A 21,326-nucleotide genomic window follows, 5' to 3' on the forward strand; every position below is an offset into this window, starting at 1 on the left:
AGCCTCTCCTTAACCATAGTGAACTCGAATCGCTTCTTAATGAGTGCCTTCAGGCTGCTCACTGGCGATATATGAGTAGCGGTAGTGCTGACTGATTCCCCCGGCCAACCCGGAGGAATGAGTTTCGGTATGCTGCAATTACTGAACTTTCAGGTCGTTCTTAACGCTTTTCACGCCGTCTACGGCTTTAGCGATGCTTTCTGCACGTTCAGATTGAGCATTGTTCTTCACGTGCCCTGAAAGCTGGACGACGCCGTCGGTGGTTTCCACTTTGACATTGCGTGACGGAACGATGTCATCTGCTAATAGTTTAGCCTTGATTTCGCTGGTGGTGGCAGCATCACCGGCATAACCGCTTACCGATTTCTCTTTCCCATCACGCACGTGAAGCTTATCGCTTACGGAGGAGACGCCTTTAACGCCTTTAGCAACGGATACCGCTTGCTCCGCCTGAGCCTGGCTTTCAACAAAACCGCTCAGCGTCACAACTTTTTTATCGGTTTTCACCGAGATATCGGTGCTTTTAATATTTTCATCGTCCACCAGCGCGGCTTTTACTTTCGCGGTGATGGAGCTATCGTCCATGAAATTACCGACTTTATTCATAGAGCTATCGATTTTTTCCCCTGCGGAGTGAGCCGTTGATTCAGTCTTGTTCAGCATGGTGTCTTCCGCAAGGGCAGAACCGCTTGCCAGAACCGAACCCAGAACCACCGCCAGCAGAGTTTTCGAAATCTTAGTCGTAGTCATCGATTTATTCCTGTAAGTTTGCGCAGAATTTGAGCGCCGGGCCACAACGTGGCAGCTTTGCTGAAAAGGCAAAAGCCTAAGCTTGCTCTCAGTCTGTGACTTCCGTGATAACCAAAGCTAATGGCTGTTCGCCCTGTCCGATATCACGCCCTTCATGAGTTAAAGCAGTTATTAATATTGCGATAACAAGTTTTCACTTAAAAACATCCCGTAAATCCGTGAATGAATGGGATATTTATCCGTTCGCGTTGTCATTACTTTGTTAAATATAGATCACAATCGCAAAATTGCATGGTGGCGGCGGTTGAAAAATGGGCGAATGCAGAGGAATAACAGGAAATTAAGAACAATCCGTAAGGGGTTAAAAAGACAGGAAAAGTAGCAGGACACGGCGGCTGCCGCGCCCTGCGAGGGGATTAATGCTCGCGGGTTTTACGGAACACCACATCCGGATAACGATCCTGCGTCAGGTTAAGGTTAACCATGGTTGGCGCGATATACGCCAGGTTATCCCCGCCATCGAGCGCCAGCTGTACTTCGTTTTTACGCTTGAACTCTTCAAACTTTTTCACGTCGGTGCTTTCTACCCAGCGGGCCGTCGATACGTTAACGGATTCGTAAATCGCCTCAACGTTATATTCGCTTTTAAGCCTTGCAACCACCACGTCAAACTGCAGCACGCCCACCGCACCCACAATAAGGTCGTTGTTGGTAATGGGACGGAACACCTGCACCGCGCCTTCTTCAGAAAGCTGGACCAGGCCTTTAAGCAGCTGCTTCTGCTTGAGCGGATCGCGCAGGCGAATGCGGCGGAACAGTTCCGGTGCGAAGTTCGGAATACCGGTGAACTTCATCATTTCGCCCTGGGTAAAGGTGTCTCCAATCTGAATGGTGCCGTGGTTGTGCAGGCCGATGATGTCGCCCGGGTACGCTTCTTCAACGTGCGAACGGTCGCCGGCCATAAAGGTCAGCGCATCGGAAATCACCACGTCTTTGCCGGTACGCACCTGGCGCAGCTTCATGCCCTTTTCATATTTACCGGAAACCACGCGCATAAAGGCTACGCGGTCGCGATGTTTCGGATCCATATTGGCCTGAATCTTAAACACGAAACCGGTAAATTTATCTTCCGCTGCTTCCACTTCACGGGTGTCGGTTTTACGCGACATTGGCGCAGGCGCCCACTCAACAAGGCCATCAAGCATATGGTCAACGCCGAAGTTGCCCAGCGCGGTACCGAAGAAGACCGGCGTCAGCTCCCCTTCAAGGAACAGGTCACGATCGAACTCGTGAGACGCGCCCTGCACCAGCTCCAGCTCATCGCGAAGCTGCGCGGCCAGCTCTTCACCCACGGCGACATCAAGCTCGGGATTATCCAGCCCTTTAACGATGCGTACTTCCTGAATGGTATGGCCTTTACCGGTCTGGTAGAGATAGGTTTCGTCTTTATATAAGTGATAAACGCCTTTGAACAGCTTGCCGCAGCCGATAGGCCAGGTGATCGGCGAACAGGCGATTTTCAACTCGCGCTCGACTTCGTCCAGCACTTCCATCGGATCACGGATATCGCGGTCCAGTTTGTTCATAAAGGTGAGGATCGGCGTATCGCGCAGACGGGTCACTTCCATCAGTTTACGCGTCCTGTCTTCAACGCCTTTCGCAGCATCGATAACCATCAGGCAGCAGTCCACCGCCGTCAGCGTGCGGTAGGTATCTTCGGAGAAGTCTTCATGCCCCGGAGTATCAAGCAGGTTGACCAGGCTGTCGCGATAAGGGAACTGCATAACGGAAGTGGTGATGGAAATGCCGCGCTGTTTTTCCATCTCCATCCAGTCGGATTTTGCATGCTGGCTGGAGCCGCGGCCTTTTACGGTGCCGGCGGTCTGGATCGCCTGTCCGAACAGCAGCACTTTTTCAGTGATAGTTGTTTTACCGGCATCCGGGTGGGAAATGATCGCAAAGGTGCGGCGTTTCGACACCTCTTGCAGATAAGGAGACAAAGTCATAATTCTATCTTCTGTGAATGCGCGCGGCCCTGGGCCACGCGGCTAGTGAACGTATTCTGGCGGTTATTTTACCCATCAGTACGGGTTTAACAATCAACAATCATTCGAAGGATGACAAACTTTATACGATTGCGAACCGAGAAGATCTCACTGGAATATTAACAAGGAAAATCAACGCATTGACTTTCATCTGCTCTTTAACAAAAAGGGAAAACCATGTTTTTCCCTGTTTTGTTAATAACCTCAATCATGGCTTACACAACAGTTGCTCCAGCTCACTGAGTGAGGTGACCTGCCACGTCGGATGAATGCCTTCCGGCAGGCTGCGTCCGTGGGCATTTAACCAGCAGGTCGCAAGACCGGCGTTCATCCCGCCCAGAATGTCCGATTCAGCAGTATCGCCCACCATCATCACGCGATCGCGCGGCGGGTTGCCCATTTGCTCGACAGCATAATCGAAAATTCTGCGGTCCGGTTTGGCGATGCCGACCTGCTCGGAAATCACCAGCAGATCGAAAAAGTCCCGCAGGCCGGTACGCTCCAGGCGAATTTGCTGTAGCGCAGTAAAGCCGTTGGTAATGATGCCGAGCTTAACCTTGCCTTTAAGCGCGTCGAGAAGCGAGATGGCGCCCGGCAGCGGCGCGCAGATTTCAGCCATCGCATTTAAAAACGCGGCGTTCAAATCGCCTGCGGGTACGCTCAGCCTGTCAGACCAGCCCTGAAAACGCTGGTGCTGAAGCTGCAGGGCATTGATAGCGCCGTTCTGGTAATCCACCCATAAAGGTTTATTAATTGCCTGGTAATCCTGGAAATCTTCAGCGGTGAACGTCACGCTATAGTCGAGAAACATCCGCTGTAAGCCGCCGAAAGCGTCAAAGGTAAATAACGTTTCGTCGGCATCAAATAAAATCCAGTCCCAGTTCATCAATACACCTTTTATCAATTGCTACCCTGAATAATCCGGGTATTTTAGCCCAGCGGTAACGCCATGATAATGGCGTCTTCCCTGCCCTCTTTCGTCGGGTAGTAGTTGCGGCGAATCGTCGCCTCGTTAAAGCCCAGGCTCTCGTAAAGCGCGATAGCCGCACTATTCGAGGCGCGCACTTCAAGCCACAGGGTGAAGACTTCTCGCTTTTCCAGCTCGCTGATTAAATATTCCAGCAGCTGGCGGCCTAATCCTTTGCGTTGATAAGCGGGATCGACCGCAATATTGAATAATGTGGCCTCGTCGAGGACAACCTGCGTCACGGCAAATGCGGCCATCTCGCCATCGACATCAAGCCGCAAATTGAAATAGCGTTCGCCCTGATTGCTGGCAAAGGTTTTTTCGCTCCATGGAAAGGCATGGCTGCGCTGCTCGATGGCGTAAGCCGCCGCTAAATCACTCGGCTTCAGGGAATAGATCGTGTTCATGTTCGCAAATTTGCTGCCACAGCGCCTGTCGCGCATTGCCATTGTGATAAAGCTCGTCTAAAGCGGGGGTCGTCAACTGCGTGCCGGGAAGGGGCAGCGGTTCATCAACGCCCAGCCGCCAGCTGTTGCAGCGGGTATCGGCTGGCAGCATCGCCGCGCGATCCGGCGTGAGCTGCAATACCTGCTGCGGCGTCAGCGCCAGGCTGCGCAGCACGTCGTTGACCAGCGGGTCGTCCAGTGCCGGAAGCGTTTCCGCCACCATAACCAGCCGGGTATCTGCCGACAGCGAAACGGCAATTTCGCCCTGCAACACCAACGGTCGCCGCAGCTCCCACTGGGTGATCCCCAGTTGCCCTAACAGCCAGTCGCGTCGCAAGCTCATAGCGAAACCTTTGCAGAGTGCCAATTGGGGCGCAAATATAGCAAATACATCGAATGCGCGCCATTAAACCTCTTTCTACACTCATTAGCTGGAATCGCAGCAAGGCGAGCAGGAAGCCTATCCCGATGAGCTTACTCCTGGATAAGTGATTCGGGTAAGCGAGTGCAGTTAACGCCGCTGCAACTTCAGGTAAGACGTGTATAATCGCCGCTCTGTTTAAAAGGAGTGTTCTGATGTCTGCGTTAACCCCGGCAAGCGAAGTGCTGCTGCGCCACAGCGATGATTTTACCGAGAGCCGCGTACTGTTTGCCGGTGACTTACAAGACGATTTACCCGCCCGTTTTGAGACCGCGGCAAGCCGCGTCCACACCCAGCAGTTCCATCACTGGCAGGCACTAAGCGCCCAGATGGGCGAAAACGCGCAGTATGGCCTGGTTGCGGGTGCCGACACCATTAGCGACAGCAATACGCTGATTTACTACTGGCCGAAGAACAAGCCGGAAGCACACTTCCAGTTGATGAATATCCTCTCCCTGCTGCCGGTTGGCTGCGATGTGTTCGTCGTGGGCGAAAACCGTAGCGGCGTGCGAAGCGCCGAGCAAATGCTTGAAGATTATTGCCCGTTGACCAAAATCGACAGCGCGCGTCGTTGCGGCCTGTATCATGGCCGACTCGAAACGCAGCCGCAGTTCGATGAACACGCCTGGTGGGATGAATATCCACACGAAGGCATGACGGTGAAAACCCTGCCGGGCGTCTTTAGCCGCGACGGGCTGGATACCGGCAGCAAGCTGCTGCTTTCCACGCTGACGCCGCACACCAAAGGTAAAGTGCTGGACGTTGGCTGCGGCGCGGGCGTGCTCGCCATTACGCTCGCAAGCCATTCTCCAAAAGTTCGCCTGACGCTATGCGACGTTAGCGCCCCGGCAGTGGAGGCCAGTCGCGCAACGCTTGCTGCGAACGGGATTGAAGGTGAAGTCATCGCCAGCAACGTCTATTCCGAAATTAATGGCCGTTTCGACATGATTATCTCCAACCCGCCGTTCCACGACGGGATGCAAACCAGCCTGGATGCCGCCCACCAGCTAATTCGCGGTGCGGTACGCCACCTGAGCACGGGCGGTGAGCTAAGAATCGTCGCCAACGCCTTCCTGGCCTATCCGAACATCCTCGACGAAGCTTTTGGCAACCATGAAGTGATCGCCCAGACGGGTCGCTTTAAGGTTTACCGTGCGGTCCTGGGGCGCGGCGCTAAAAAGCGCTGATACCACAGCGGCGCCGCTTTTTGCAGCAATTGCGGAAGCTGCGCCAAATTAACTGTTGACGAAGTCCAGAAAACATCTAGAATGCGCCTCCGTGGTTGTGATACTTCGGTATTACAGGTATGCGAAGGTGGCGGAATTGGTAGACGCGCTAGCTTCAGGTGTTAGTGTTCTTACGGACGTGAGGGTTCAAGTCCCTCTCTTCGCACCACCAACAACCACGCAAGATATCGTTCGCACTGCGCGAAGGTGGCGGAATGGGTAGACGCGCTAGCTTCAGGTGTTAGTGTTCTTACGGACGTGAGGGTTCAAGTCCCTCTCTTCGCACCAATGCGAAGGCGATATCAAAAATACCAGTGCGAAGGTGGCGGAATTGGTAGACGCGCTAGCTTCAGGTGTTAGTGTCCTAACGGACGTGAGGGTTCAAGTCCCTCTCTTCGCACCACTTCTTTGTTGTTTCCCAGAAGTTTTTCAGTCCTTCCTCGGTTTTTTCCTGCATCTTTTATCCCATTCCCGTATTCAGCATCACCAACGCAAGCCCGCTGGCAAAAACAATCCCTGATGGTAACAGCACATAATGCCGTAGCCGCCTGTGGAACAGCATTGTTGTAGACGCGACTAATCCCAGCACCATCAACGCTCGCCACTGGCTAAAGGACAAATCCATATACACCAGTCCCGCGACGATCGGACCCGGCACGAGCGCTCCCCAGACGCTTTCAAGCTGTCGTTGCAACATATTGGCTATTCCATCAATTGGTAATGATAACCAATATCATATGATAGACTTTCTCAGTTGTCAGCCTCCACGGCAACGTTTTCAGGCTGAACCTGAGCCTTGCGCAACATCAGATGACAGGTATTCATGAAAGTGATAGATTTAACAGCAACGTTAATAAAATTTACTCGTACAAAACAAATAACGTCAATCATCTATCCGCAAACGTAACGTTAAAGCAATGCAAATTCGCATCTCCCACATCCGACCGAAAGAATTAATTTAGCTATGAGCGCAAAGACCTGGCGGGCATTAATTAAAGAAAAGCATCAGCTCTCTTTACGTTTATTTCTATTACTGAACGCAATATCTGCCTGTTTCAACATCGCGAGCCCGACCCATCACGCCATAACTATCACCGTACCCGTCATTCTGGTACTGCTATCCAGCACCGCTCTTTTGCTCTGGCAAGCGCTTGATAAAAAAAGATTAATCAGCATTAATTTAGTGTCGCTGTTACTGGGCGTATTATGGGCCTGGCATATCGTCATTAAAAATAGCGACGTTCCCAATAACGATGCCTCGTTTTTAATAATCGTTCTGCTGACTATCCTGTTTATTGGTTCTATCTCTTTTATCAATAACTTACGGGCGTTCACCCTACATTGCCTGCCGGTTACTTTAACCGTTCTGTGGCTCGATCAGGGCGAGCACTGGCTGCGCGTGCTTTACTCTATCGCACTCCCCGGCATCGGCATCACCATCCAACATATCATTCAGCGACGTAATGATAAGTTCACTCAACGGCTGATGGACAAGCTGCTGAAAGAGAAAAAGACGCTGAGCGACCTGAGCATGGTCGACCCGCTTACGGGCCTGTACAATCGCCGTGGCTTTCAAAACCGTCTTGAGAATGTCCTGGCGGCCGGCAGCGGCAACCACTATGTGCTGCTGCTTGATATCGATCATTTCAAAGCTTACAACGATAACTACGGTCACAGCATGGGCGACCAGGCGTTAATTCGCGTTTCTGCTGCCGTCCGCGATGCGGTACGCTCACGGGACATCGTCACGCGCTACGGCGGCGAAGAGTTTATGGTTCTGCTGACTAATATTGAAGCTAACATCGCCCTGCAAACCGCTGAGCGCATCCGGCAACGTGTTTACGATTTGAAGATCCTACATCTGTTTAACGAACAGGTAGCCACCAATGTCACTATCAGTATTGGCCTTGCGCCACTCAAAGATGACGGCATAGAAGAAGCCTTAAGGCTGGCTGATAAGGCGCTTTACCGCGCCAAGAACCAGGGGCGTAATAGCATCCTCACCAGCGACGCACTACAGGCGGCGTAAATAACGCCGCTCTTTTGCAGAAATCCCCTTCAGCGCGCACATTTTCAGCTTGCTAACGGCCTTGCCTATAGTTAGGATTGGCAATCATTATCATTTAGATTACCGGTCGTATCAGGCGATGGCGTTTCAGTCCCAACAGTTTATCGATGACACTGCATGGCAGACGCCTTTTCGGCGCGCTGAGCCATCGCTTGCGGACGAATTGCGCGACCACTTCACGTCGCATCGCGCCTGGTTTAACGATACCGTTAAGCTCAATGAACCTGCGCCTGATAAAGCGCTGACCTTCTATCAGTGAGCTCAGCCAGCAACCTTAACCTCTCTGATGGCCTGCTATGCCGATCACATCTATCTCAACCAGCCCGGATTGCCGCGCGAAGGCAAGCCGCTGAAGTCCCTGTGGGCTCAGTGGTATCTCGATTTACTGGTGCCGCCTCTGATAATGGCGCTGATTACGCATCCGCGCGCGCTGGATATCGATCCGGCGCAAATCCGCGCTGAGTTTCATGAAACGGGCCGCGCCGCCACTTTCTGGCTGGACGTGCAGGAGGACAGGCAGGCTTCGGTATTACCGCTTCGCCTGCGCATAGAGAAACTTATCGTTAAAAGCCTGATACCCGTTGTTGATGCGCTGGAAGAGAGCGGTGATATCAACGGTAAGCTTATCTGGGCAAATACCGCCTATATCGGTCCGTTGGCAGCCGCCTGAGGCTTAAACGTATGTCTTAAGGAGTTATATATCAGGTAAGTTACAGGCTATAAAGATAAAGCCTCATGTAATATTATATCGGAGATATTGTTTCCAGTTAGACTTCTTAAGCGACTATTTTTGAACTTATACCTATGCAATAATGAACCGTTGTGTAAAAAACTCAGACGTTAGCTCAACATGGATAAGTCGAAACCAGAAGACAGCAGAAGGGAGAATAATCATCAAATGAAAGTTAATAGTACGGCTCATAGTTTAACGATAAAAATGCTCTCGCTTTTAGCCATAGCAATTGCGACGTTGCTAATAATAGCAGGCTTTTTTATCAATACTCCAGAACAACCATTGTTTGAGGTCATAATTAAGAATACAAATGTTATACCTTCAAACCTGTCATCTATCAATCCGCAGTTAAGTAAGATTTTAGATATGTATTGCAAGTCGGCTCCAATATTAGCATTGGCCTTCTTTCTTTTTGCCCGTCAGTATCTCATCATACAGAAGACCCAGGGGTTAAGAGTATTAATTAAAACGTTACTCGCCTTTACTATACTATACTTTATAATAATTTATTATTTATTGTTACATAGCAGTGTGCTCAACGAATACGGGGCGCTTCTGCGGTTTTTATCAAGCAATGATTATCTTCTAACGCTATTCTTCATCTGTGTATATTCTGCTTGTTATGTGCTTTCCGTCTATTATTTCAGTTTTGTTTATGCAGTAGTAAAATTGACAAGGAACAGATGAATAAAAATATGGCAGGCAGTCTAACCACCTGCCTAACAATTAATACGCCGGGCGTACTAATTCATTATTTATTCGATCAACAAGTTTATCATCGATAAACGAGGCTACTATGCTTATAGCGATGATGCCCATAATCACTATCGCAGACACAGGTAACCCGACGGTTGTCGCAATAATTGGTGCAATTGTTGCAAGAATGCCCATCGCCAAACCAGCAGCAAGACCACTTAACACCCATGACTCAACTTCCAGTAGCAGTGGACCCCAGTTGCCCGTTTCATAGCCAATAATGCTTTTCTCACGAACCTTTTCAACTTTTAGTGCAATATCTGCAGCTTTGAATGATTTCCCGAGATAGCCTGGTTTGTTTGCCATATCTTTTGCGTTTAGATGTTTCCAGGCATTAACAATTGCGTCTTTATCTCCCTTGTTAATTTTTACTCCCGGATTCGTAAGGACTTTCTTTAATGACCTCATCGCATCATTATAAGTGCGAATTTTTTTGCCCTGGAAGTTCTTGATGTTAGCTGCTATCTCATTCGATAAAGCTCGATATTTAGCACCAAGATGTTTACTTACGCCTTCTCCGACAGAAGCAGAAAGCTCACTGGCCTTTGTAAGGAGCTCTCTTTCTTCCATTTTTTTTGCATTAAAAAAATCTCTAGCTATACCCCTGACTATTTTCTCATGTTTATCTCTTGGTCCCCTCCAGTTTGTAAATTGAACTGTAATATTATTTGGATCACCATTATTTACGGTTACCTGGAAAGGTTTTCCAGGAAATGGACGAAGAACTATAGTGTAATTTAATGGTGTGTTAGCCTTTATAGATGTTAAAAGGCCAAAATATTTTGATTTAAAGTACGAGCCTTGTTTTGGGTCATAACTCCGTTCTTCTGTTTTTTCTATAAAGCTATTTGCAGAACGTGGGAATCCCTGACCTCCCGGACCAGTTTTATCCGCCGTACGTTTATGCCCTGTTGAAATATTACCGATAGCAAGCGGGCTTCCTGCAACATCAAATCCCATAACCAAGCCAGTTAGGCCAATTTTTGATGCCTGTGCCGCCGTTAGCTCCGTAACCGAAAGACTCATTACTCCCGTACTTGATATACTTTCTATTGTCACCTTTGCATACGGACTTATTTTTTCGCTGTGGCAAGAAGGTTAGTAAGTTTCTGCCTAATGGAAGAATCATGCTGAATCGCAGCTAATTGTTTTTGAACTGATTGAGGAGCACCAGTATTACCACCTGGATCCCTGTTTCCTGAATTTCCGGTTGAACCACCACCAGGGGCCGGGCCACTACCTCTTTCAGAGCTCCAGCTTGTTCCATCACCTTTACCACCATAATTAAATCCAGGCATGGTTATTCCCTTTATTAGATACAAATTCCAGAAAGTGCTTGAATATAGGCTAAAATTTACTAGCCTATTTTTGATTCTACGCCCGAGATAATAACATTGTCAAATAGATAAGTTTTTATAAAAAATACACATTACGGGTGAAGGATGACGAATTGTACTCTGCACATGGAATATCAATAATTTAATTGAGGGTAATTGAAATAAATGAAAGTTCTGGAAACTCATGAATGGTGATGTAGATCTTCAATTGATTTAGCTATAACTTCCCGTTTAAGATATTCGCGCAATGTTTAAATGCTATAAGGTGTTTGATTACCTCCTGCTCTCCCAAACGGGGTAATATTTCAGCTTGCTAACGGCTTTATCTATAGTTAAGATTGGCAATCATTATCATTTAGATTACCGGTCGTATCAGGCGATGGCGTTTCAGTCCCAACAAGTTATCGATGACACTGCATGGCAGACGCCTTTTCGGCGCGCTGAGCCATCGCTTGCGGATGAATTGCGCGACCACTTCACGTCGCATCGCGCCTGGTTTAACGATACCGTTAAGCTCAATGAACCTGCGCCTGATAAAGCGCTGACCTTCTATCAGTGGGCTCAGCCAGCAACCTTAACCTCCCTGATGGCCTGCTATGCAGATCACATCTATCTCAACAAGCCGCAGCTGCCGCGTGAAAGCAAGCCTCTGAAATCCCTGTGGGCTCAGTGGTATCTCGGTTTGCTGGTGCCGCCTCTGATAATGGCGCTGATTACGCATCCGCGCGCGCTGGATATCGATCCGGCGCAGATCCGCGCTGAGTTTCATGAAACGGGCCGCGCAGCCACTTTCTGGCTGGACGTGCAGGAGGACAGGCAGGCTTCGGTATTACCGCTTCGCCTGCGCATAGAGAAACTTATCGTTAAAAGCCTGATACCCGTTGTTGATGCGCTGGAAGAGAGCGGTGATATCAACGGTAAGCTCATCTGGGCAAATACCGGCTATCTCATCAATTGGTTCCTGGGCGAGCTCAAAGACCTGCTCAGCGATGAAACCGTGGCCGAGCTGCGTCACGCCTGCTTCTTCGAAAAACAGCTTGCCGATGGCCGGGATAATCCGCTGTACCGCACCGTTGTGCCGCGTGAAGGATTACTGGTTCGTCGCACCTGCTGCCAGCGCTATAAGCTGCCGGGCGTGCAGGGCTGCGGTGACTGCACTTTAAAATAAAAACGGCGGGGAAACCCGCCGTTTTCACATCACAAAGGCTTATGCAGTCTGCTGGCTTGTCTCATCAGAAGCTTTCAGGGCCTCTTCCGCTTCCGCCTCCAGCAGCTGCTTCTCGTACACTTTAAAGAACGGGAAGTAAATGATGGCAGACACCACGGCCAGCAGCACGACCAGAATCGCCGCACGGAAATCCCAGCCCAGCGCCCAGGCCGCACCGATAGGCGCCGGTGCCGTCCACGGCACAACGGAAATTACGCGCCCAATCAGATCCATCTTCATTGCGCCCCATGCCAGCACGGCGTTAACCAAAGGCGCCAGCAGGAACGGAATGAAGAACACCGGGTTCATAACGATTGGCGTACCAAAAATGACCGGTTCGTTAATGTTAAAACAGGTAGGCACAATACTCAGGCGACCGATAGAACGCAGGTGGGCTGATTTACTGCGCAGATAGCAAATCACCAGCCCCATCGTCGCACCGGAACCGCCGACCACGATAAAGAACGTCCAGAAAGCTTCCATAAAGATATGCGGCAACGGCGCACCCTGCGCCAGCGCGCTCTGGTTCATCCCGAGGTTAGTCAGCCAGAACATTTGCAGCATACCCGAGACAATCGCCGCCCCGTGGATGCCTGCAAACCACAGCAGGTGGCCAATCAGCACCGCCAGCAGAATCGCCGGCAGAGAATCTGCCGCGGAAACCAGCGGTTTAAACAGCGACATAATGGCCTGCGGGATAAGCATATCGAACTGCGACTGAATGAACAGGCTCAGCGGATAGAGCGTCAGCACCACAACCAGCACCGGGATCAGCAGATCAAAGGAGTTTTTGATCATCGGCGGCACCTGGTCCGGCAGTTTAATACCAATATTATGCGCCTTCAGAAAACGCATCATTTCAACGCAGTAAACGGCTACCAGAATCGCGGTAAAGATCCCCGTACCGCCAAGGCTGTCTACCGGCAGTGTGCCTTTGGTTTTTGGCGCAGCCACCAGCAGGAACGCCATCAGCGACAGCATGGCGCACATGAACGGGTCCAGACCGTGCGATTTCACATAGTGCTTGCCCAAGTTATAGGCGATAGCCGCACATATATAGATGGACATGATGCCCATTGTCATATCGAACGGCGTAAGGATTTGTCCTTCAAAGTGTTTCGCCGCATCGAGCCACGCGCGGGCGAAGCCCCAGGTGGTGGTTGGCGAGAACGGTGGATAAGCAAAGACCAGCAGGAACGAGCCGACAATCATAAACGGCATGGCGGAGATAAATCCGTCGCGAATAGCCATGACATGTCGTTGGGCCGAGATTCGCCCGGCTACCGGACTCACATAGTTTTCAACAAAACGAAAAATTAAATTAAAGGCGGCATGGTTAGAAGACATAGTCGTTCTCCAGTCAGGCTATCAACGCGAGTGCGTCAGCGAGAATTTTATCGCCGCGCATCATTCCGTAATCCATAGAGTTGATCACCGTGACCGGGATCCGTTCAGATGCTGCCTGTGCTTTGAAATCCTCCAGACGATATTTAATTTGTGGTCCGAGTAAACAACAATCATAACCGGGCATAACGTCGGTGAACTCTTCAATGCCAACCGCTTTAATTTCTACATCAATCTGTTGCACTAAAGCGGCTTGCTTCATCCTGTTCACGACCATACTGGTAGACATACCTGCGGCACAGCATAAAAGGATACGTTTCATAGACTGCTCTTATAATGAGGGTACAGGGGGTGGTTACAGATTCAGTATTCCTCGCGCTTTACATTACCGCAACCGGTTACTGTAACCGGTTGCAGTGATTGTGAAGGAGATCGAGAATTCGCTGAATTAAAGCGGCTTTATTGATGATAAGCGGTTTACAGAAAGCACGGCCTTATGCGAAATTATTTCCAGTTAAATCAGGAGAAATACATGAGTCTGCAGTCTGTGCGGCAATTCTTTGCCGATCACGCCCCCGATATCACTATCATCGAACTCAATCAAAGTACTGCCACCGTAGCCCTTGCCGCCGTTGCGCATAACGTTGAACCCGGCCAGATTGCCAAGACGCTGACATTGAAAGTAAAAAATGACATCATTCTTGTCGTCGCCAAAGGCGATGCCCGGCTGGATAACAAAAAGCTCAAAGCCGTCTTCGGCGCGAAAGCCCGCATGCTCAGCAGCGATGAAGTCGTTACCTGGACCGGTCATCCCGTCGGCGGCGTTTGCCCCTTCGGACTTGAGAATCCGCTGGCTGTCTATTGCGATATTACGCTTAAACAATATGACGAAGTGCTTCCCGCAGCGGGCGCTATCCACAGCGCTATACGCATTGCCCCGGAGCGTTTAGCCGAGCTGGCCGCCGCAAAATGGGTTGATGTTTGTCTCTGAATACCCAAATAAAGCGAACCTGAAAGCCGTCTGATTCATCAACATTCACGCTGTGCCCGCGTCTGATGATAAAAGCATGCAATTATCCGAATAAATGTTGATCTGGCATCTCTGAGTACGGGTGAGGACCTGTGCTAATAATGGTCAACGTTTAATTTGTGCGGCTCGTGCCGCTATTTCATGGTCCAGGATAAAGCATGCAGACGGACGACAACGTACAGCGGGAAGTGACCCGCTTATGTATTCAGTGCGCACTTTTTTTGCTGCAACACGGCGCAGAAAGCGCGTTGGTTGAAGAACTCTCCACCCGTTTAGGCCTCGCGTTGGGAATGGACAGCGTGGAAAGCTCCATCTCAGCGAACGCTATCGTATTAAGCACGATTAAAGATAACCAGTGCCTGACCACCACTCGTAAAAACATCGACCGTGGCATCAACATGCACATGGTCACCGAAGTGCAGCATATTGTGATCATGGCTGAACATAACCTGCTGGATCATCATGACGTGCTAAAACGCTTCGGGCATATCAAGCCCCTGCGTTATCCGCGCTGGTTAGTGGTGCTGATGGTGGGCTTATCCTGCGGCTGCTTCTGTAAGCTGAACGACGGCGGCTGGGACGGCGCGTTCGTCGCCCTGGTAGCCAGTTCCATGGCGATGTACGTCCGTCAGGTGCTGACGCAGCGCCATTTGCATCCGCAAATTAACTTTTGCATCACCGCTTTTATCGCTACTACCGTCTCCGGCCTGCTGATAACCAAAGGGCCGTTTGCCAGCACCTCAAACATAGCGATGGCGGCAAGCGTGCTGCTGCTGGTGCCGGGCTTTCCGTTAATTAACGCCGTGGCGGACATGTTCAAAGGCCACGTCAATACGGGCCTGGCGCGCTGGGCCATGGCAAGCCTGTTAACGCTCGCCACCTGCATTGGCGTGGTGATGGCAATGGTTATCTGGGGGCTGCGCGGATGGGCATAATCGATTTTGTACTCGCGCTGATACAGGACATGGCGCTGGCGGCAATTCCGGCCGCGGGTTTTGCGCTGGTCTTCAACGTACCGCGCCGGGCGCTGCCCTGGTGCGCGCTGCTTGGCGCAGCAGGACACGGCTCGCGCATGGCAATGATGGCCGCCGGTTTCAACATAGAATGGAGTTCATTTATCGCCGCTATTCTGGTGGGCACGATCGGTATCCAGTGGTCGCGCTGGTATCTCGCCCACCCGAAGATATTTACCGTGGCGGCGGTAATCCCGATGTTTCCCGGCATCTCTGCCTACACCGCAATGATTTCCGCCGTGAAAATGAGCCATTTCGGCTACAGCGAAGCGCTGCTGATGCAGCTGATAACCAACTTCCTGAAAGCATCGTTTATCGTCGGCGCCCTGTCGATTGGTCTGTCGTTGCCGGGTTTATGGCTGTATCGCAAGCGCCCGCGAGTGTAGATTGATTTTGTCGGGCGGGTAAAAGCCCGGATAATGCTATCTACCTGATTACCCTAAGGAGCCCGCGTGGAACCTCAAGACATCTCTCTTCCGGAACGTTTCGCTGAGGCGAGCCTGAAAGAGAAAATCTTTTTTAGCGCTCTTACCCTGTTTGCTGAATTTGGTCTGAACGGCGCGCGTATGGAGCAGATAGCCGAGAAAGCCGGCACCACCAAACGCATGGTGGTGTATCACTTTAAGAGCAAAGAGCTGCTCTACGTGCAGGTGCTGGAATATGTTTATACACAAATCCGCACCTCCGAGCGTCAGCTTAACCTCGCCGATCTGCCTCCCGTGGAGGCCATGGTACAGCTCGTTGAATGGACGTTCGATTTTCACGCTCAGCACCCGGATTTTATCCGTATTATTTGCATGGAGAACATGCAGCGCGGGCGCTTTATTAAGGAATCCTCCTTCCTGCGCGAGATCAACCGCAGCGCGCTGGATTTGCTCGAAGAAATTCTCTCACGCGGCCAGGCCAGGCAGTTATTTAACGCCGCGATAACCGCCAAAGACGTGCATCGCCTGATCAGCAGCTTTAGCTTCTACCATGTCGCCAACAGCTACACGTTCTCCAACCTGTTTGAAGAAGGACGCGACCCGGCGGAGTACACCGATCACTATCGTAAAATGGCGGTGCAGGTGGTGCTGCGCTATATCGGGCCGTAGCAAGCCCTTACTGACGGAAAAAGTTGCAGGAATGCCCTGTTGATTAAGAACAGTCGCTGTTCCGGCGGTCTGTATCGACGCGTTATACTCAGCAACGACTTCTCCTGCTAAGCAGGTTATCAACATGAGTATGACAAGATGAAAGCAAGCAATCGTATGGTATGCGCACTGGCGCTGGCGACCTCAGTTTTTGCAGGCCAGGCCGTTGCGGCAAGCTGGCAGGATCAACTTTCCAGCGCGGCAAGCGAACTCAGTAAAAGCAACACCACGACGACCAGCGACACGGTCAGCGGCGGTCTTTCTCTCTCCTCGTTGACCGGCCTGCTGAACGGCGGCAACCAGGCGCTGAGCTCCAACAGCATGACCAACGCTGCGGGCGTGATTGAGTACTGCGCCAAAAACAAACTGGCGTCCGTCACCAGCACCGAAAATATCAAAAGCCAGCTGATGAGCAAACTGGGTATAGAAGATAGCACCAAACCTGCCGAGCAACCGGACTACAATCAGGGCCTGTTGGGCTTGCTCAATACCGGTAAAGACCAGCAGTTGGATCTGAACACTATCGGCAGCTCGCCGCTGGCTGAAAAAGTGAAAACCAAAGCCTGCGATCTGGTTCTCAAGCAAGCGGCAAACTATATCTCCTGAATGAAAAAGGCTGCCGCAGCGGGCAGCCTTGCTGACGCTTAATAATCAAACTGACGGTAGTAGCGCCGGATATCCAGACTGTGCCCCGTATAGTGCTCAAAGTGCGCGGCAAGCCTGTCCACCAGCAGGGTGGAAGCCACGCACGGCGCCAGTATCCAGCGGAACTCATCATCAATACCGCTGAGCTCGAACTCCCGAGGATCGATGACCACGAGGTTATCCGTTATTTTTCCGGCAAAGGCTTCAACGCGATCGTCGAGCTGGCGGCACTTCCCTTCCCCTTTAATAAGAAACAGCGGGACGTCCTTTTCCAGCAGTTCCAGCGTGCCGTGGAAAAACTCAGCCGAACTCACCGATTTAGTGCGCTTCCACTGCATCTCTTCCAGAATACACATCGAGAACAGATACACTTCGCCCCACATCTCCGCGCCGCCGATCCACATCATGTAATCCGCGCTATGGTAGCGGCTGGCAATTTCATCGGCGCGATCGTTAAACTGGCGTTTGGCCTGTAGCAGATTTTCCGGCAGCAGTTCAAGCTGGCTGGCAAAACGATCGTAACCGCTGAACTCGCCGTTAAGCGCAACCAGACGGAAGAACAGCCAGTAAAGCAGCATGTATTCATATTCCACGCCGTTTTTGTGCTGCATAGGGATATGCCAGGTCGCGGCTTCGGCCAGCGGTGAATCGGCGTTCTTAGTGATAGCCACCACGCGAATGCCCTGCGCTTTACACCACTGCGCAATAGCCACAGACTCTTTAGTATCTCCCGATTTTGAAAGCGTAATCACCACCGAGTCTTGATTAAGCTTTTTATTGCCTTTGCAGATTAATTCTGCCGCCTGCTCGGTATATACCGGCAGCGCTGTCACCTCTTTAGCGAATTCCTGTATCGCCATCATCGGCGCCAGAGAACCGCCTACGGAGGCGAAAAATAGATTACTAAAACCTTCGGAATAAATATTCTCCGCAACCCGTTCAGCGATATTACGCGCAGAGATAATGTCACGAGCACTGGTCAGGTACTCGTCCTGATTAAAACCTAACATAGCTATTCTCCTGAAAAGGAATTAAATTTTACTTTTAAGCACTTTGTCGAAATCATCAAAAATACGCACGCTTAAATCTATTCCTTTCGCTGCGGAAATATTAAAGGCCAGCAACTGGAAGGGAACGATTAATAATAAAGGCGCAAAGTTATGGGTTAACGGGAAATCTAACGCCAGCGTGTTTTCATCGTTATTCTCTGCCGCCAGGGTGACGGTAAAAACGGCATCAACAGCAGGCCGCATATAATCGCGTAATGCCGCGCTTCGCGCATGAGGCCGATCCTCAATAAAGAACAGCGTGTGGCTTGCATTGGCTTCAAGATACGGGCCATGCATATATGCCTCTAACTCGAAGCCGCCTGAAGGCAGACGAACGGTTTCCGTAAATTTGGTTTCGCACTCCTTCGCCACGCCTGTCAGCGCTCCATAGCCAATGGCGACAAAGCGTGATGCCTGGATAAAATGCTGCCGATGACGGATGATAAACGCATTGGTTTTATCGATGACGCCCGGTATCGCCTGTGCCGCGTCCTTCAGGCTTGCCAGCGATTCGGCCCGTTCGGCCTGCGTAACCAGCCCGCGGTTTTCGGCCACCATCAGCGCGATTAACAGCAGATTGAGCACCGTGGCGCTAAAGCCACGTGTCACGTAACCCACGCTTTCAAGGCCGGTATTAATATCCAGTATGCCATCCGCCTGCTTAGCCGCCGGGCTTGCGGGGCTGGAAGTCAGGCAAAAGACCGGAATACTCAGCGCCTGGACCTTTTTCATGGCAGCCAGCGTGGACGAACTTTTCCCGCTCTGGGTTACCGCAATCACCATGTCCGTTGCCGGATCGACTCGTTCATAATAGGTGAAATTATACGGCTCTTTAATATCGACCAGAATGCCAAAATGCTCTTCAAAATAATATCTGGCGCACAGCGCTGCGTTATAAGATGAACCCGTCGCCAGAATCATAATTTTATTTACGGGTCTGGTTTCCAGATAAGCCTTAACTGGCGCAAGCTTTTGCTGGTACTCCTGCAATATAACCGTCAGCGCCTCTGACTCCTGCTCAATATAATCCAACATGGTTGACATAATTTTTCCCTCAGAATACCCCAAGCCATGAACCGACTATTCCCACCACGGCCATGCCGCCAAGAATGGCTAACGGCTTCACTTTTTTCCCCAGCAGCCAGTAGACGATACCGAAGCTCAGCAGGGGTAATAGCGCGGGCATAATGTCGTTGATGATGTCCTGCACATGGGTTTTCGCCTCCCCCGTCCCAAAGGTGACGGGAATAGTGATATCAATCATCGAGGCGGTCATGGCGCCCACCACCATCAGGCCGATTATCGACGCGCCGTAGGTCAGGCTTTCCATCATCCCGCTCTTCTGAATACGTTGCAGGACGCCGGTCCCCAGCACGTAGCCCCAGCGGGTAAACAGAAAACGCACCGCCAGATGCGGAATGTTAAACACCAGCAGGAAAAGGATCGGTCCGAGAATACTCCCTTTCAGCGCAAGGCTTGTGCCAATGCCCGTAGCAATCAGGCGCAACGTTCCCCAGAAGAAAGAGTCCCCAAGCCCTGCCAGCGGCCCCATCAGCGATGCCTTCACGCTGTCGACGGACGCCGCATCCATGCCCTTCGAACCGCTGTTTTTCTCTTCCATCGCCGCGGTAATGCCAAGGATCAGCGTGACGATATGCGGCGTAGTATTAAAGAACACCAGATGACGCTTGAGCGCGCAGGCCAGATCCTCTTTGCGGGTATAGAGTTTTTTAAGCACCGGGATCATGGCGTAGACAAACGCCAGGTTCATCTGCCGCTCGTAGTTCCAGGAAAACTCCATCTGGAAAGAACGCCAGAACACGCTCCGCAGCTCTTTATCCGTGATGCTGTTTGCGGTGTCCTCTACCACCTGAGTTTCCTCAGAAATCATCTTCATCGTCATGCTGGACTCCTTGCGCCGCAGCCGGGCGGGGGGAATTAAATTGCGTTACGTTCACCATCACGACGGCCGTAATGGCACCCAAAATGGCGATACCGGTAACCGGGATTTTCAGATAGGCCATCAGGACGAATCCCAGGAAGAAGTAAGGCGCGACCTTCTTGTTGATCAGCAGGCGAGCCAGCATGGCAAAGCCCAGCGCAGGAATGATGCCCGTGGCCACGCTCAGCCCGTGCTTGATAAATTCCGGAATAGCGTCCAGCAGGCTCTTCACCGCGCCGCTGCCCACCATAAAGGAAACGGTCACTACGGTCGCCAGCATCAGCGAAAGGCCAAAACCGGCAAGTAAATGCATCCGCTCAATGCCGCGCGTATCCGCCTGCTCGGCATAAGCATCCGCCTTCTGGTTCAGCGTCGGGATAAACAGCCCCAGATAGACGTTCTTCAGCACCAGCGTCAGCGTGGCTATCGGTAAGCCCAGCAGCAGCGCGGTTTCCGTTCCTGCGCCCGAGGTAATGGCAAAGGCCACGCCGAGGATCCCGCCGGTTACCACGTCCGGAGGAATGGATGCGCCTACGGAGAACGAGCCGATAAACGCCAGTTCAAGGGTCGCCCCCATCACTACGCCAGTCTGCACGTCGCCTAATACCAGCCCGGTGAGAAAGCCGGTGACAATCGGGCGGGATATTAACGACGTGCCTAAGGCATATTCGGACTGGGCAATAAACGCCACCAGGCCAAGCAATAATGCTTCTAACATAATGCGTCCCTCACTATTCAACACACTCGGTGAATAATAATTTCCTGTCGTTAGGCACCTGCCGGATTTCCACTTCCGTACCCGCTTTAACCAGTTCATTTAGCAAAGCGATTTCCTCAGGCAGGACGTTTATCGCTTTGGAAATATTCTGGCTCCCCTCTTTGGCTTTAATGCCGCCTAAATTAATACTTTTTATTTCCGGGATAGCGCTGGCCAGCCGCCAGGCGTCCTCAACCGATTCCACGACGATAAATAATTTATATTTATCCGTTACCCCGCTCTTAATGGCGGCGATCGCATCAGCGATGTTTTTCATAACCAGTTTTACCGCTGGCGGTTTGGCCAGTTTGATAGTGGTTTTACGCAGCTCATCCTCCATCACCGCATCGTTGGCGATCAAAATGCAGTCGGCGCCGATGTACTGCGTCCAGGAGAAAGCGACCTGGCCGTGAAGTAAGCGATGGTCAACACGCAGAAGCGTTATCATTTTTATTAT

Annotated in this window: 26 protein-coding genes and 3 tRNA genes; 14 read left to right on the top strand and 15 right to left on the bottom strand. The window is 51.2% G+C overall.

Features of this window, described 5'->3' with window-relative positions; all coding sequences use genetic code 11:
• Positions 1–138: 138 nt before the first annotated feature.
• The 5 genes from osmY to E2L00_RS11495 form a co-directional block, all read right to left on the bottom strand.
• Positions 139–750, bottom strand: a complete 612-nt coding sequence (gene osmY / locus E2L00_RS11475; protein ID WP_167611389.1) for a molecular chaperone OsmY — start codon at positions 748–750, stop codon at positions 139–141.
• Between the two features lie 416 nt (positions 751–1,166).
• Positions 1,167–2,756 carry a peptide chain release factor 3 gene (prfC, locus tag E2L00_RS11480; RefSeq protein ID WP_167611392.1) on the bottom strand — a complete coding sequence of 530 codons (1,590 nt, stop codon included), beginning with the start codon at positions 2,754–2,756 and terminating at the stop codon, positions 1,167–1,169.
• A 247-nt stretch (positions 2,757–3,003) separates the two neighbouring features.
• A complete protein-coding gene (gene yjjG / locus E2L00_RS11485; protein ID WP_167611395.1) occupies positions 3,004–3,681 on the bottom strand; it encodes a pyrimidine 5'-nucleotidase in 678 nt (225 codons plus the stop codon).
• 44 nt (positions 3,682–3,725) lie between these two features.
• Positions 3,726–4,169 (bottom strand): ribosomal protein S18-alanine N-acetyltransferase, encoded by a 444-nt coding sequence (gene rimI, locus E2L00_RS11490; protein WP_167611398.1) that lies wholly within the window; start codon positions 4,167–4,169, stop codon positions 3,726–3,728.
• The gene (locus tag E2L00_RS11495; RefSeq protein WP_167611401.1) at positions 4,138–4,551 is read right to left on the bottom strand and encodes a DNA polymerase III subunit psi; all 414 of its coding nucleotides are present in this window, start codon (positions 4,549–4,551) and stop codon (positions 4,138–4,140) included. Before E2L00_RS11495 ends, rimI begins: the two co-directional genes overlap by 32 nt.
• Positions 4,552–4,784: 233 nt before the next feature.
• Here E2L00_RS11495 and rsmC point away from each other — a divergent pair, with 233 nt between their 5' ends.
• The 4 genes from rsmC (at position 4,785) to E2L00_RS11515 (ending at position 6,258) form a co-directional block, all read left to right on the top strand.
• The gene (rsmC, locus tag E2L00_RS11500; protein WP_167611404.1) at positions 4,785–5,816 is read left to right on the top strand and encodes a 16S rRNA (guanine(1207)-N(2))-methyltransferase RsmC; all 1,032 of its coding nucleotides are present in this window, start codon (positions 4,785–4,787) and stop codon (positions 5,814–5,816) included.
• Positions 5,817–5,937: 121 nt separating this feature from the next.
• A tRNA-Leu gene (locus E2L00_RS11505) sits at positions 5,938–6,024 on the top strand.
• 32 nt (positions 6,025–6,056) lie between these two features.
• Positions 6,057–6,143: transfer RNA gene (locus E2L00_RS11510), tRNA-Leu, on the top strand.
• A 28-nt stretch (positions 6,144–6,171) separates the two neighbouring features.
• Positions 6,172–6,258 (top strand) — tRNA-Leu (locus tag E2L00_RS11515).
• A 57-nt stretch (positions 6,259–6,315) separates the two neighbouring features.
• Here E2L00_RS11515 and E2L00_RS11520 read toward each other — a convergent pair.
• Positions 6,316–6,552: a DUF1435 domain-containing protein gene (locus E2L00_RS11520; RefSeq protein WP_167611407.1), complete on the bottom strand. Its 237-nt coding sequence runs from the start codon at positions 6,550–6,552 to the stop codon at positions 6,316–6,318.
• 267 nt (positions 6,553–6,819) lie between these two features.
• Here E2L00_RS11520 and E2L00_RS11525 point away from each other — a divergent pair, with 267 nt between their 5' ends.
• The 4 genes from E2L00_RS11525 to cui all read left to right on the top strand — a co-directional run bounded on the left by E2L00_RS11525 (position 6,820) and on the right by cui (position 9,343).
• Positions 6,820–7,884: a GGDEF domain-containing protein gene (locus E2L00_RS11525; RefSeq protein WP_167611410.1), complete on the top strand. Its 1,065-nt coding sequence runs from the start codon at positions 6,820–6,822 to the stop codon at positions 7,882–7,884.
• A gap of 118 nt (positions 7,885–8,002) precedes the next feature.
• Positions 8,003–8,182, top strand: a complete 180-nt coding sequence (locus E2L00_RS11530; RefSeq protein WP_167611413.1) for a hypothetical protein — start codon at positions 8,003–8,005, stop codon at positions 8,180–8,182.
• A gap of 27 nt (positions 8,183–8,209) precedes the next feature.
• Positions 8,210–8,593: a siderophore-iron reductase FhuF gene (gene fhuF / locus E2L00_RS11535; RefSeq protein WP_167611416.1), complete on the top strand. Its 384-nt coding sequence runs from the start codon at positions 8,210–8,212 to the stop codon at positions 8,591–8,593.
• Between the two features lie 267 nt (positions 8,594–8,860).
• Positions 8,861–9,343, top strand: coding sequence for a colicin immunity protein Cui (cui, locus tag E2L00_RS21960; protein ID WP_420808848.1), 483 nt, complete (start codon positions 8,861–8,863; stop codon positions 9,341–9,343).
• 39 nt (positions 9,344–9,382) lie between these two features.
• On the opposite strand, the gene E2L00_RS21605 is transcribed toward cui, so the two are convergent.
• Positions 9,383–10,438 (bottom strand): colicin-like pore-forming protein, encoded by a 1,056-nt coding sequence (locus E2L00_RS21605; protein WP_236127721.1) that lies wholly within the window; start codon positions 10,436–10,438, stop codon positions 9,383–9,385.
• 47 nt (positions 10,439–10,485) lie between these two features.
• On the bottom strand, positions 10,486–10,710 hold the full coding sequence (locus E2L00_RS11550) for a hypothetical protein (protein ID WP_167610810.1): 225 nt from the start codon (positions 10,708–10,710) through the stop codon (positions 10,486–10,488).
• 418 nt (positions 10,711–11,128) lie between these two features.
• Between E2L00_RS11550 and fhuF (E2L00_RS11555) the strand changes: the two genes are divergently transcribed.
• Positions 11,129–11,917, top strand: a complete 789-nt coding sequence (gene fhuF, locus E2L00_RS11555; protein ID WP_167611422.1) for a siderophore-iron reductase FhuF — start codon at positions 11,129–11,131, stop codon at positions 11,915–11,917.
• 39 nt (positions 11,918–11,956) lie between these two features.
• Here the strand turns inward: fhuF (E2L00_RS11555) and E2L00_RS11560 are convergent, their stop codons facing one another.
• Positions 11,957–13,303: a PTS sugar transporter subunit IIC gene (locus E2L00_RS11560; RefSeq protein WP_167611425.1), complete on the bottom strand. Its 1,347-nt coding sequence runs from the start codon at positions 13,301–13,303 to the stop codon at positions 11,957–11,959.
• Between the two features lie 13 nt (positions 13,304–13,316).
• Complete coding sequence (locus E2L00_RS11565; protein WP_167611428.1) at positions 13,317–13,622, bottom strand: PTS sugar transporter subunit IIB; 306 nt, start codon at positions 13,620–13,622, stop codon at positions 13,317–13,319.
• A 210-nt stretch (positions 13,623–13,832) separates the two neighbouring features.
• On the opposite strand from E2L00_RS11565, the gene E2L00_RS11570 reads away from it, so the two are divergent.
• The 5 genes from E2L00_RS11570 to E2L00_RS11590 all read left to right on the top strand — a co-directional run bounded on the left by E2L00_RS11570 (position 13,833) and on the right by E2L00_RS11590 (position 17,082).
• Positions 13,833–14,291, top strand: a complete 459-nt coding sequence (locus tag E2L00_RS11570) for a YbaK/EbsC family protein (RefSeq protein ID WP_167611431.1) — start codon at positions 13,833–13,835, stop codon at positions 14,289–14,291.
• A gap of 197 nt (positions 14,292–14,488) precedes the next feature.
• Positions 14,489–15,265, top strand: coding sequence for a threonine/serine exporter family protein (locus tag E2L00_RS11575; RefSeq protein ID WP_167611434.1), 777 nt, complete (start codon positions 14,489–14,491; stop codon positions 15,263–15,265).
• Complete coding sequence (locus E2L00_RS11580) at positions 15,256–15,729, top strand: threonine/serine exporter (RefSeq protein ID WP_167611437.1); 474 nt, start codon at positions 15,256–15,258, stop codon at positions 15,727–15,729. The genes E2L00_RS11575 and E2L00_RS11580 overlap by 10 nt, the downstream gene beginning before the upstream one ends.
• Positions 15,730–15,795: 66 nt before the next feature.
• Complete coding sequence (locus E2L00_RS11585) at positions 15,796–16,437, top strand: TetR family transcriptional regulator (protein ID WP_167611440.1); 642 nt, start codon at positions 15,796–15,798, stop codon at positions 16,435–16,437.
• A gap of 138 nt (positions 16,438–16,575) precedes the next feature.
• On the top strand, positions 16,576–17,082 hold the full coding sequence (locus tag E2L00_RS11590) for a YjjA family protein (RefSeq protein ID WP_167611443.1): 507 nt from the start codon (positions 16,576–16,578) through the stop codon (positions 17,080–17,082).
• Positions 17,083–17,120: 38 nt separating this feature from the next.
• Here E2L00_RS11590 and E2L00_RS11595 read toward each other — a convergent pair whose 3' ends face one another.
• The 5 genes from E2L00_RS11595 to E2L00_RS11615 are packed head-to-tail and all read right to left on the bottom strand — an operon-like array spanning position 17,121 to position 21,317.
• A complete protein-coding gene (locus E2L00_RS11595) occupies positions 17,121–18,131 on the bottom strand; it encodes an SIS domain-containing protein (protein ID WP_167611445.1) in 1,011 nt (336 codons plus the stop codon).
• A gap of 21 nt (positions 18,132–18,152) precedes the next feature.
• Positions 18,153–19,217, bottom strand: a complete 1,065-nt coding sequence (locus tag E2L00_RS11600; RefSeq protein ID WP_167611671.1) for an SIS domain-containing protein — start codon at positions 19,215–19,217, stop codon at positions 18,153–18,155.
• Positions 19,218–19,224: 7 nt separating this feature from the next.
• Positions 19,225–20,073: a PTS system mannose/fructose/sorbose family transporter subunit IID gene (locus tag E2L00_RS11605; RefSeq protein ID WP_167611448.1), complete on the bottom strand. Its 849-nt coding sequence runs from the start codon at positions 20,071–20,073 to the stop codon at positions 19,225–19,227.
• On the bottom strand, positions 20,051–20,830 hold the full coding sequence (locus E2L00_RS11610) for a PTS mannose/fructose/sorbose/N-acetylgalactosamine transporter subunit IIC (protein ID WP_167611451.1): 780 nt from the start codon (positions 20,828–20,830) through the stop codon (positions 20,051–20,053). The genes E2L00_RS11605 and E2L00_RS11610 overlap by 23 nt, the downstream gene beginning before the upstream one ends.
• Positions 20,831–20,843: 13 nt before the next feature.
• Positions 20,844–21,317 carry a PTS sugar transporter subunit IIB gene (locus tag E2L00_RS11615; RefSeq protein ID WP_167611454.1) on the bottom strand — a complete coding sequence of 158 codons (474 nt, stop codon included), beginning with the start codon at positions 21,315–21,317 and terminating at the stop codon, positions 20,844–20,846.
• Positions 21,318–21,326 lie beyond the last annotated feature (9 nt).

The sequence above is a fragment of the Cedecea colo genome, assembly GCF_011808225.1.
Taxonomy (GTDB): Bacteria; Pseudomonadota; Gammaproteobacteria; order Enterobacterales; family Enterobacteriaceae; genus Dryocola; species Dryocola colo.

Bases quoted from the DNA above. Each gene is read 5' to 3' on its own strand.
- osmY (WP_167611389.1), bottom strand. From the start codon at position 750: ATGACTACGACTAAGATTTCGAAAACTCTGCTGGCGGTGGTTCTGGGT.
- prfC (WP_167611392.1), bottom strand. From the start codon at position 2,756: ATGACTTTGTCTCCTTATCTGCAAGAGGTGTCGAAACGCCGCACCTTT.
- yjjG (WP_167611395.1), bottom strand. From the start codon at position 3,681: ATGAACTGGGACTGGATTTTATTTGATGCCGACGAAACGTTATTTACC.
- rimI (WP_167611398.1), bottom strand. From the start codon at position 4,169: ATGAACACGATCTATTCCCTGAAGCCGAGTGATTTAGCGGCGGCTTAC.
- E2L00_RS11495 (WP_167611401.1), bottom strand. From the start codon at position 4,551: ATGAGCTTGCGACGCGACTGGCTGTTAGGGCAACTGGGGATCACCCAG.
- rsmC (WP_167611404.1), top strand. From the start codon at position 4,785: ATGTCTGCGTTAACCCCGGCAAGCGAAGTGCTGCTGCGCCACAGCGAT.
- E2L00_RS11520 (WP_167611407.1), bottom strand. From the start codon at position 6,552: ATGTTGCAACGACAGCTTGAAAGCGTCTGGGGAGCGCTCGTGCCGGGT.
- E2L00_RS11525 (WP_167611410.1), top strand. From the start codon at position 6,820: ATGAGCGCAAAGACCTGGCGGGCATTAATTAAAGAAAAGCATCAGCTC.
- E2L00_RS11530 (WP_167611413.1), top strand. From the start codon at position 8,003: ATGGCGTTTCAGTCCCAACAGTTTATCGATGACACTGCATGGCAGACG.
- fhuF (WP_167611416.1), top strand. From the start codon at position 8,210: ATGGCCTGCTATGCCGATCACATCTATCTCAACCAGCCCGGATTGCCG.
- cui (WP_420808848.1), top strand. From the start codon at position 8,861: ATGCTCTCGCTTTTAGCCATAGCAATTGCGACGTTGCTAATAATAGCA.
- E2L00_RS21605 (WP_236127721.1), bottom strand. From the start codon at position 10,438: ATGAGTCTTTCGGTTACGGAGCTAACGGCGGCACAGGCATCAAAAATT.
- E2L00_RS11550 (WP_167610810.1), bottom strand. From the start codon at position 10,710: ATGCCTGGATTTAATTATGGTGGTAAAGGTGATGGAACAAGCTGGAGC.
- fhuF (WP_167611422.1), top strand. From the start codon at position 11,129: ATGGCGTTTCAGTCCCAACAAGTTATCGATGACACTGCATGGCAGACG.
- E2L00_RS11560 (WP_167611425.1), bottom strand. From the start codon at position 13,303: ATGTCTTCTAACCATGCCGCCTTTAATTTAATTTTTCGTTTTGTTGAA.
- E2L00_RS11565 (WP_167611428.1), bottom strand. From the start codon at position 13,622: ATGAAACGTATCCTTTTATGCTGTGCCGCAGGTATGTCTACCAGTATG.
- E2L00_RS11570 (WP_167611431.1), top strand. From the start codon at position 13,833: ATGAGTCTGCAGTCTGTGCGGCAATTCTTTGCCGATCACGCCCCCGAT.
- E2L00_RS11575 (WP_167611434.1), top strand. From the start codon at position 14,489: ATGCAGACGGACGACAACGTACAGCGGGAAGTGACCCGCTTATGTATT.
- E2L00_RS11580 (WP_167611437.1), top strand. From the start codon at position 15,256: ATGGGCATAATCGATTTTGTACTCGCGCTGATACAGGACATGGCGCTG.
- E2L00_RS11590 (WP_167611443.1), top strand. From the start codon at position 16,576: ATGAAAGCAAGCAATCGTATGGTATGCGCACTGGCGCTGGCGACCTCA.
- E2L00_RS11595 (WP_167611445.1), bottom strand. From the start codon at position 18,131: ATGTTAGGTTTTAATCAGGACGAGTACCTGACCAGTGCTCGTGACATT.
- E2L00_RS11605 (WP_167611448.1), bottom strand. From the start codon at position 20,073: ATGACGATGAAGATGATTTCTGAGGAAACTCAGGTGGTAGAGGACACC.
- E2L00_RS11610 (WP_167611451.1), bottom strand. From the start codon at position 20,830: ATGTTAGAAGCATTATTGCTTGGCCTGGTGGCGTTTATTGCCCAGTCC.
- E2L00_RS11615 (WP_167611454.1), bottom strand. From the start codon at position 21,317: ATGATAACGCTTCTGCGTGTTGACCATCGCTTACTTCACGGCCAGGTC.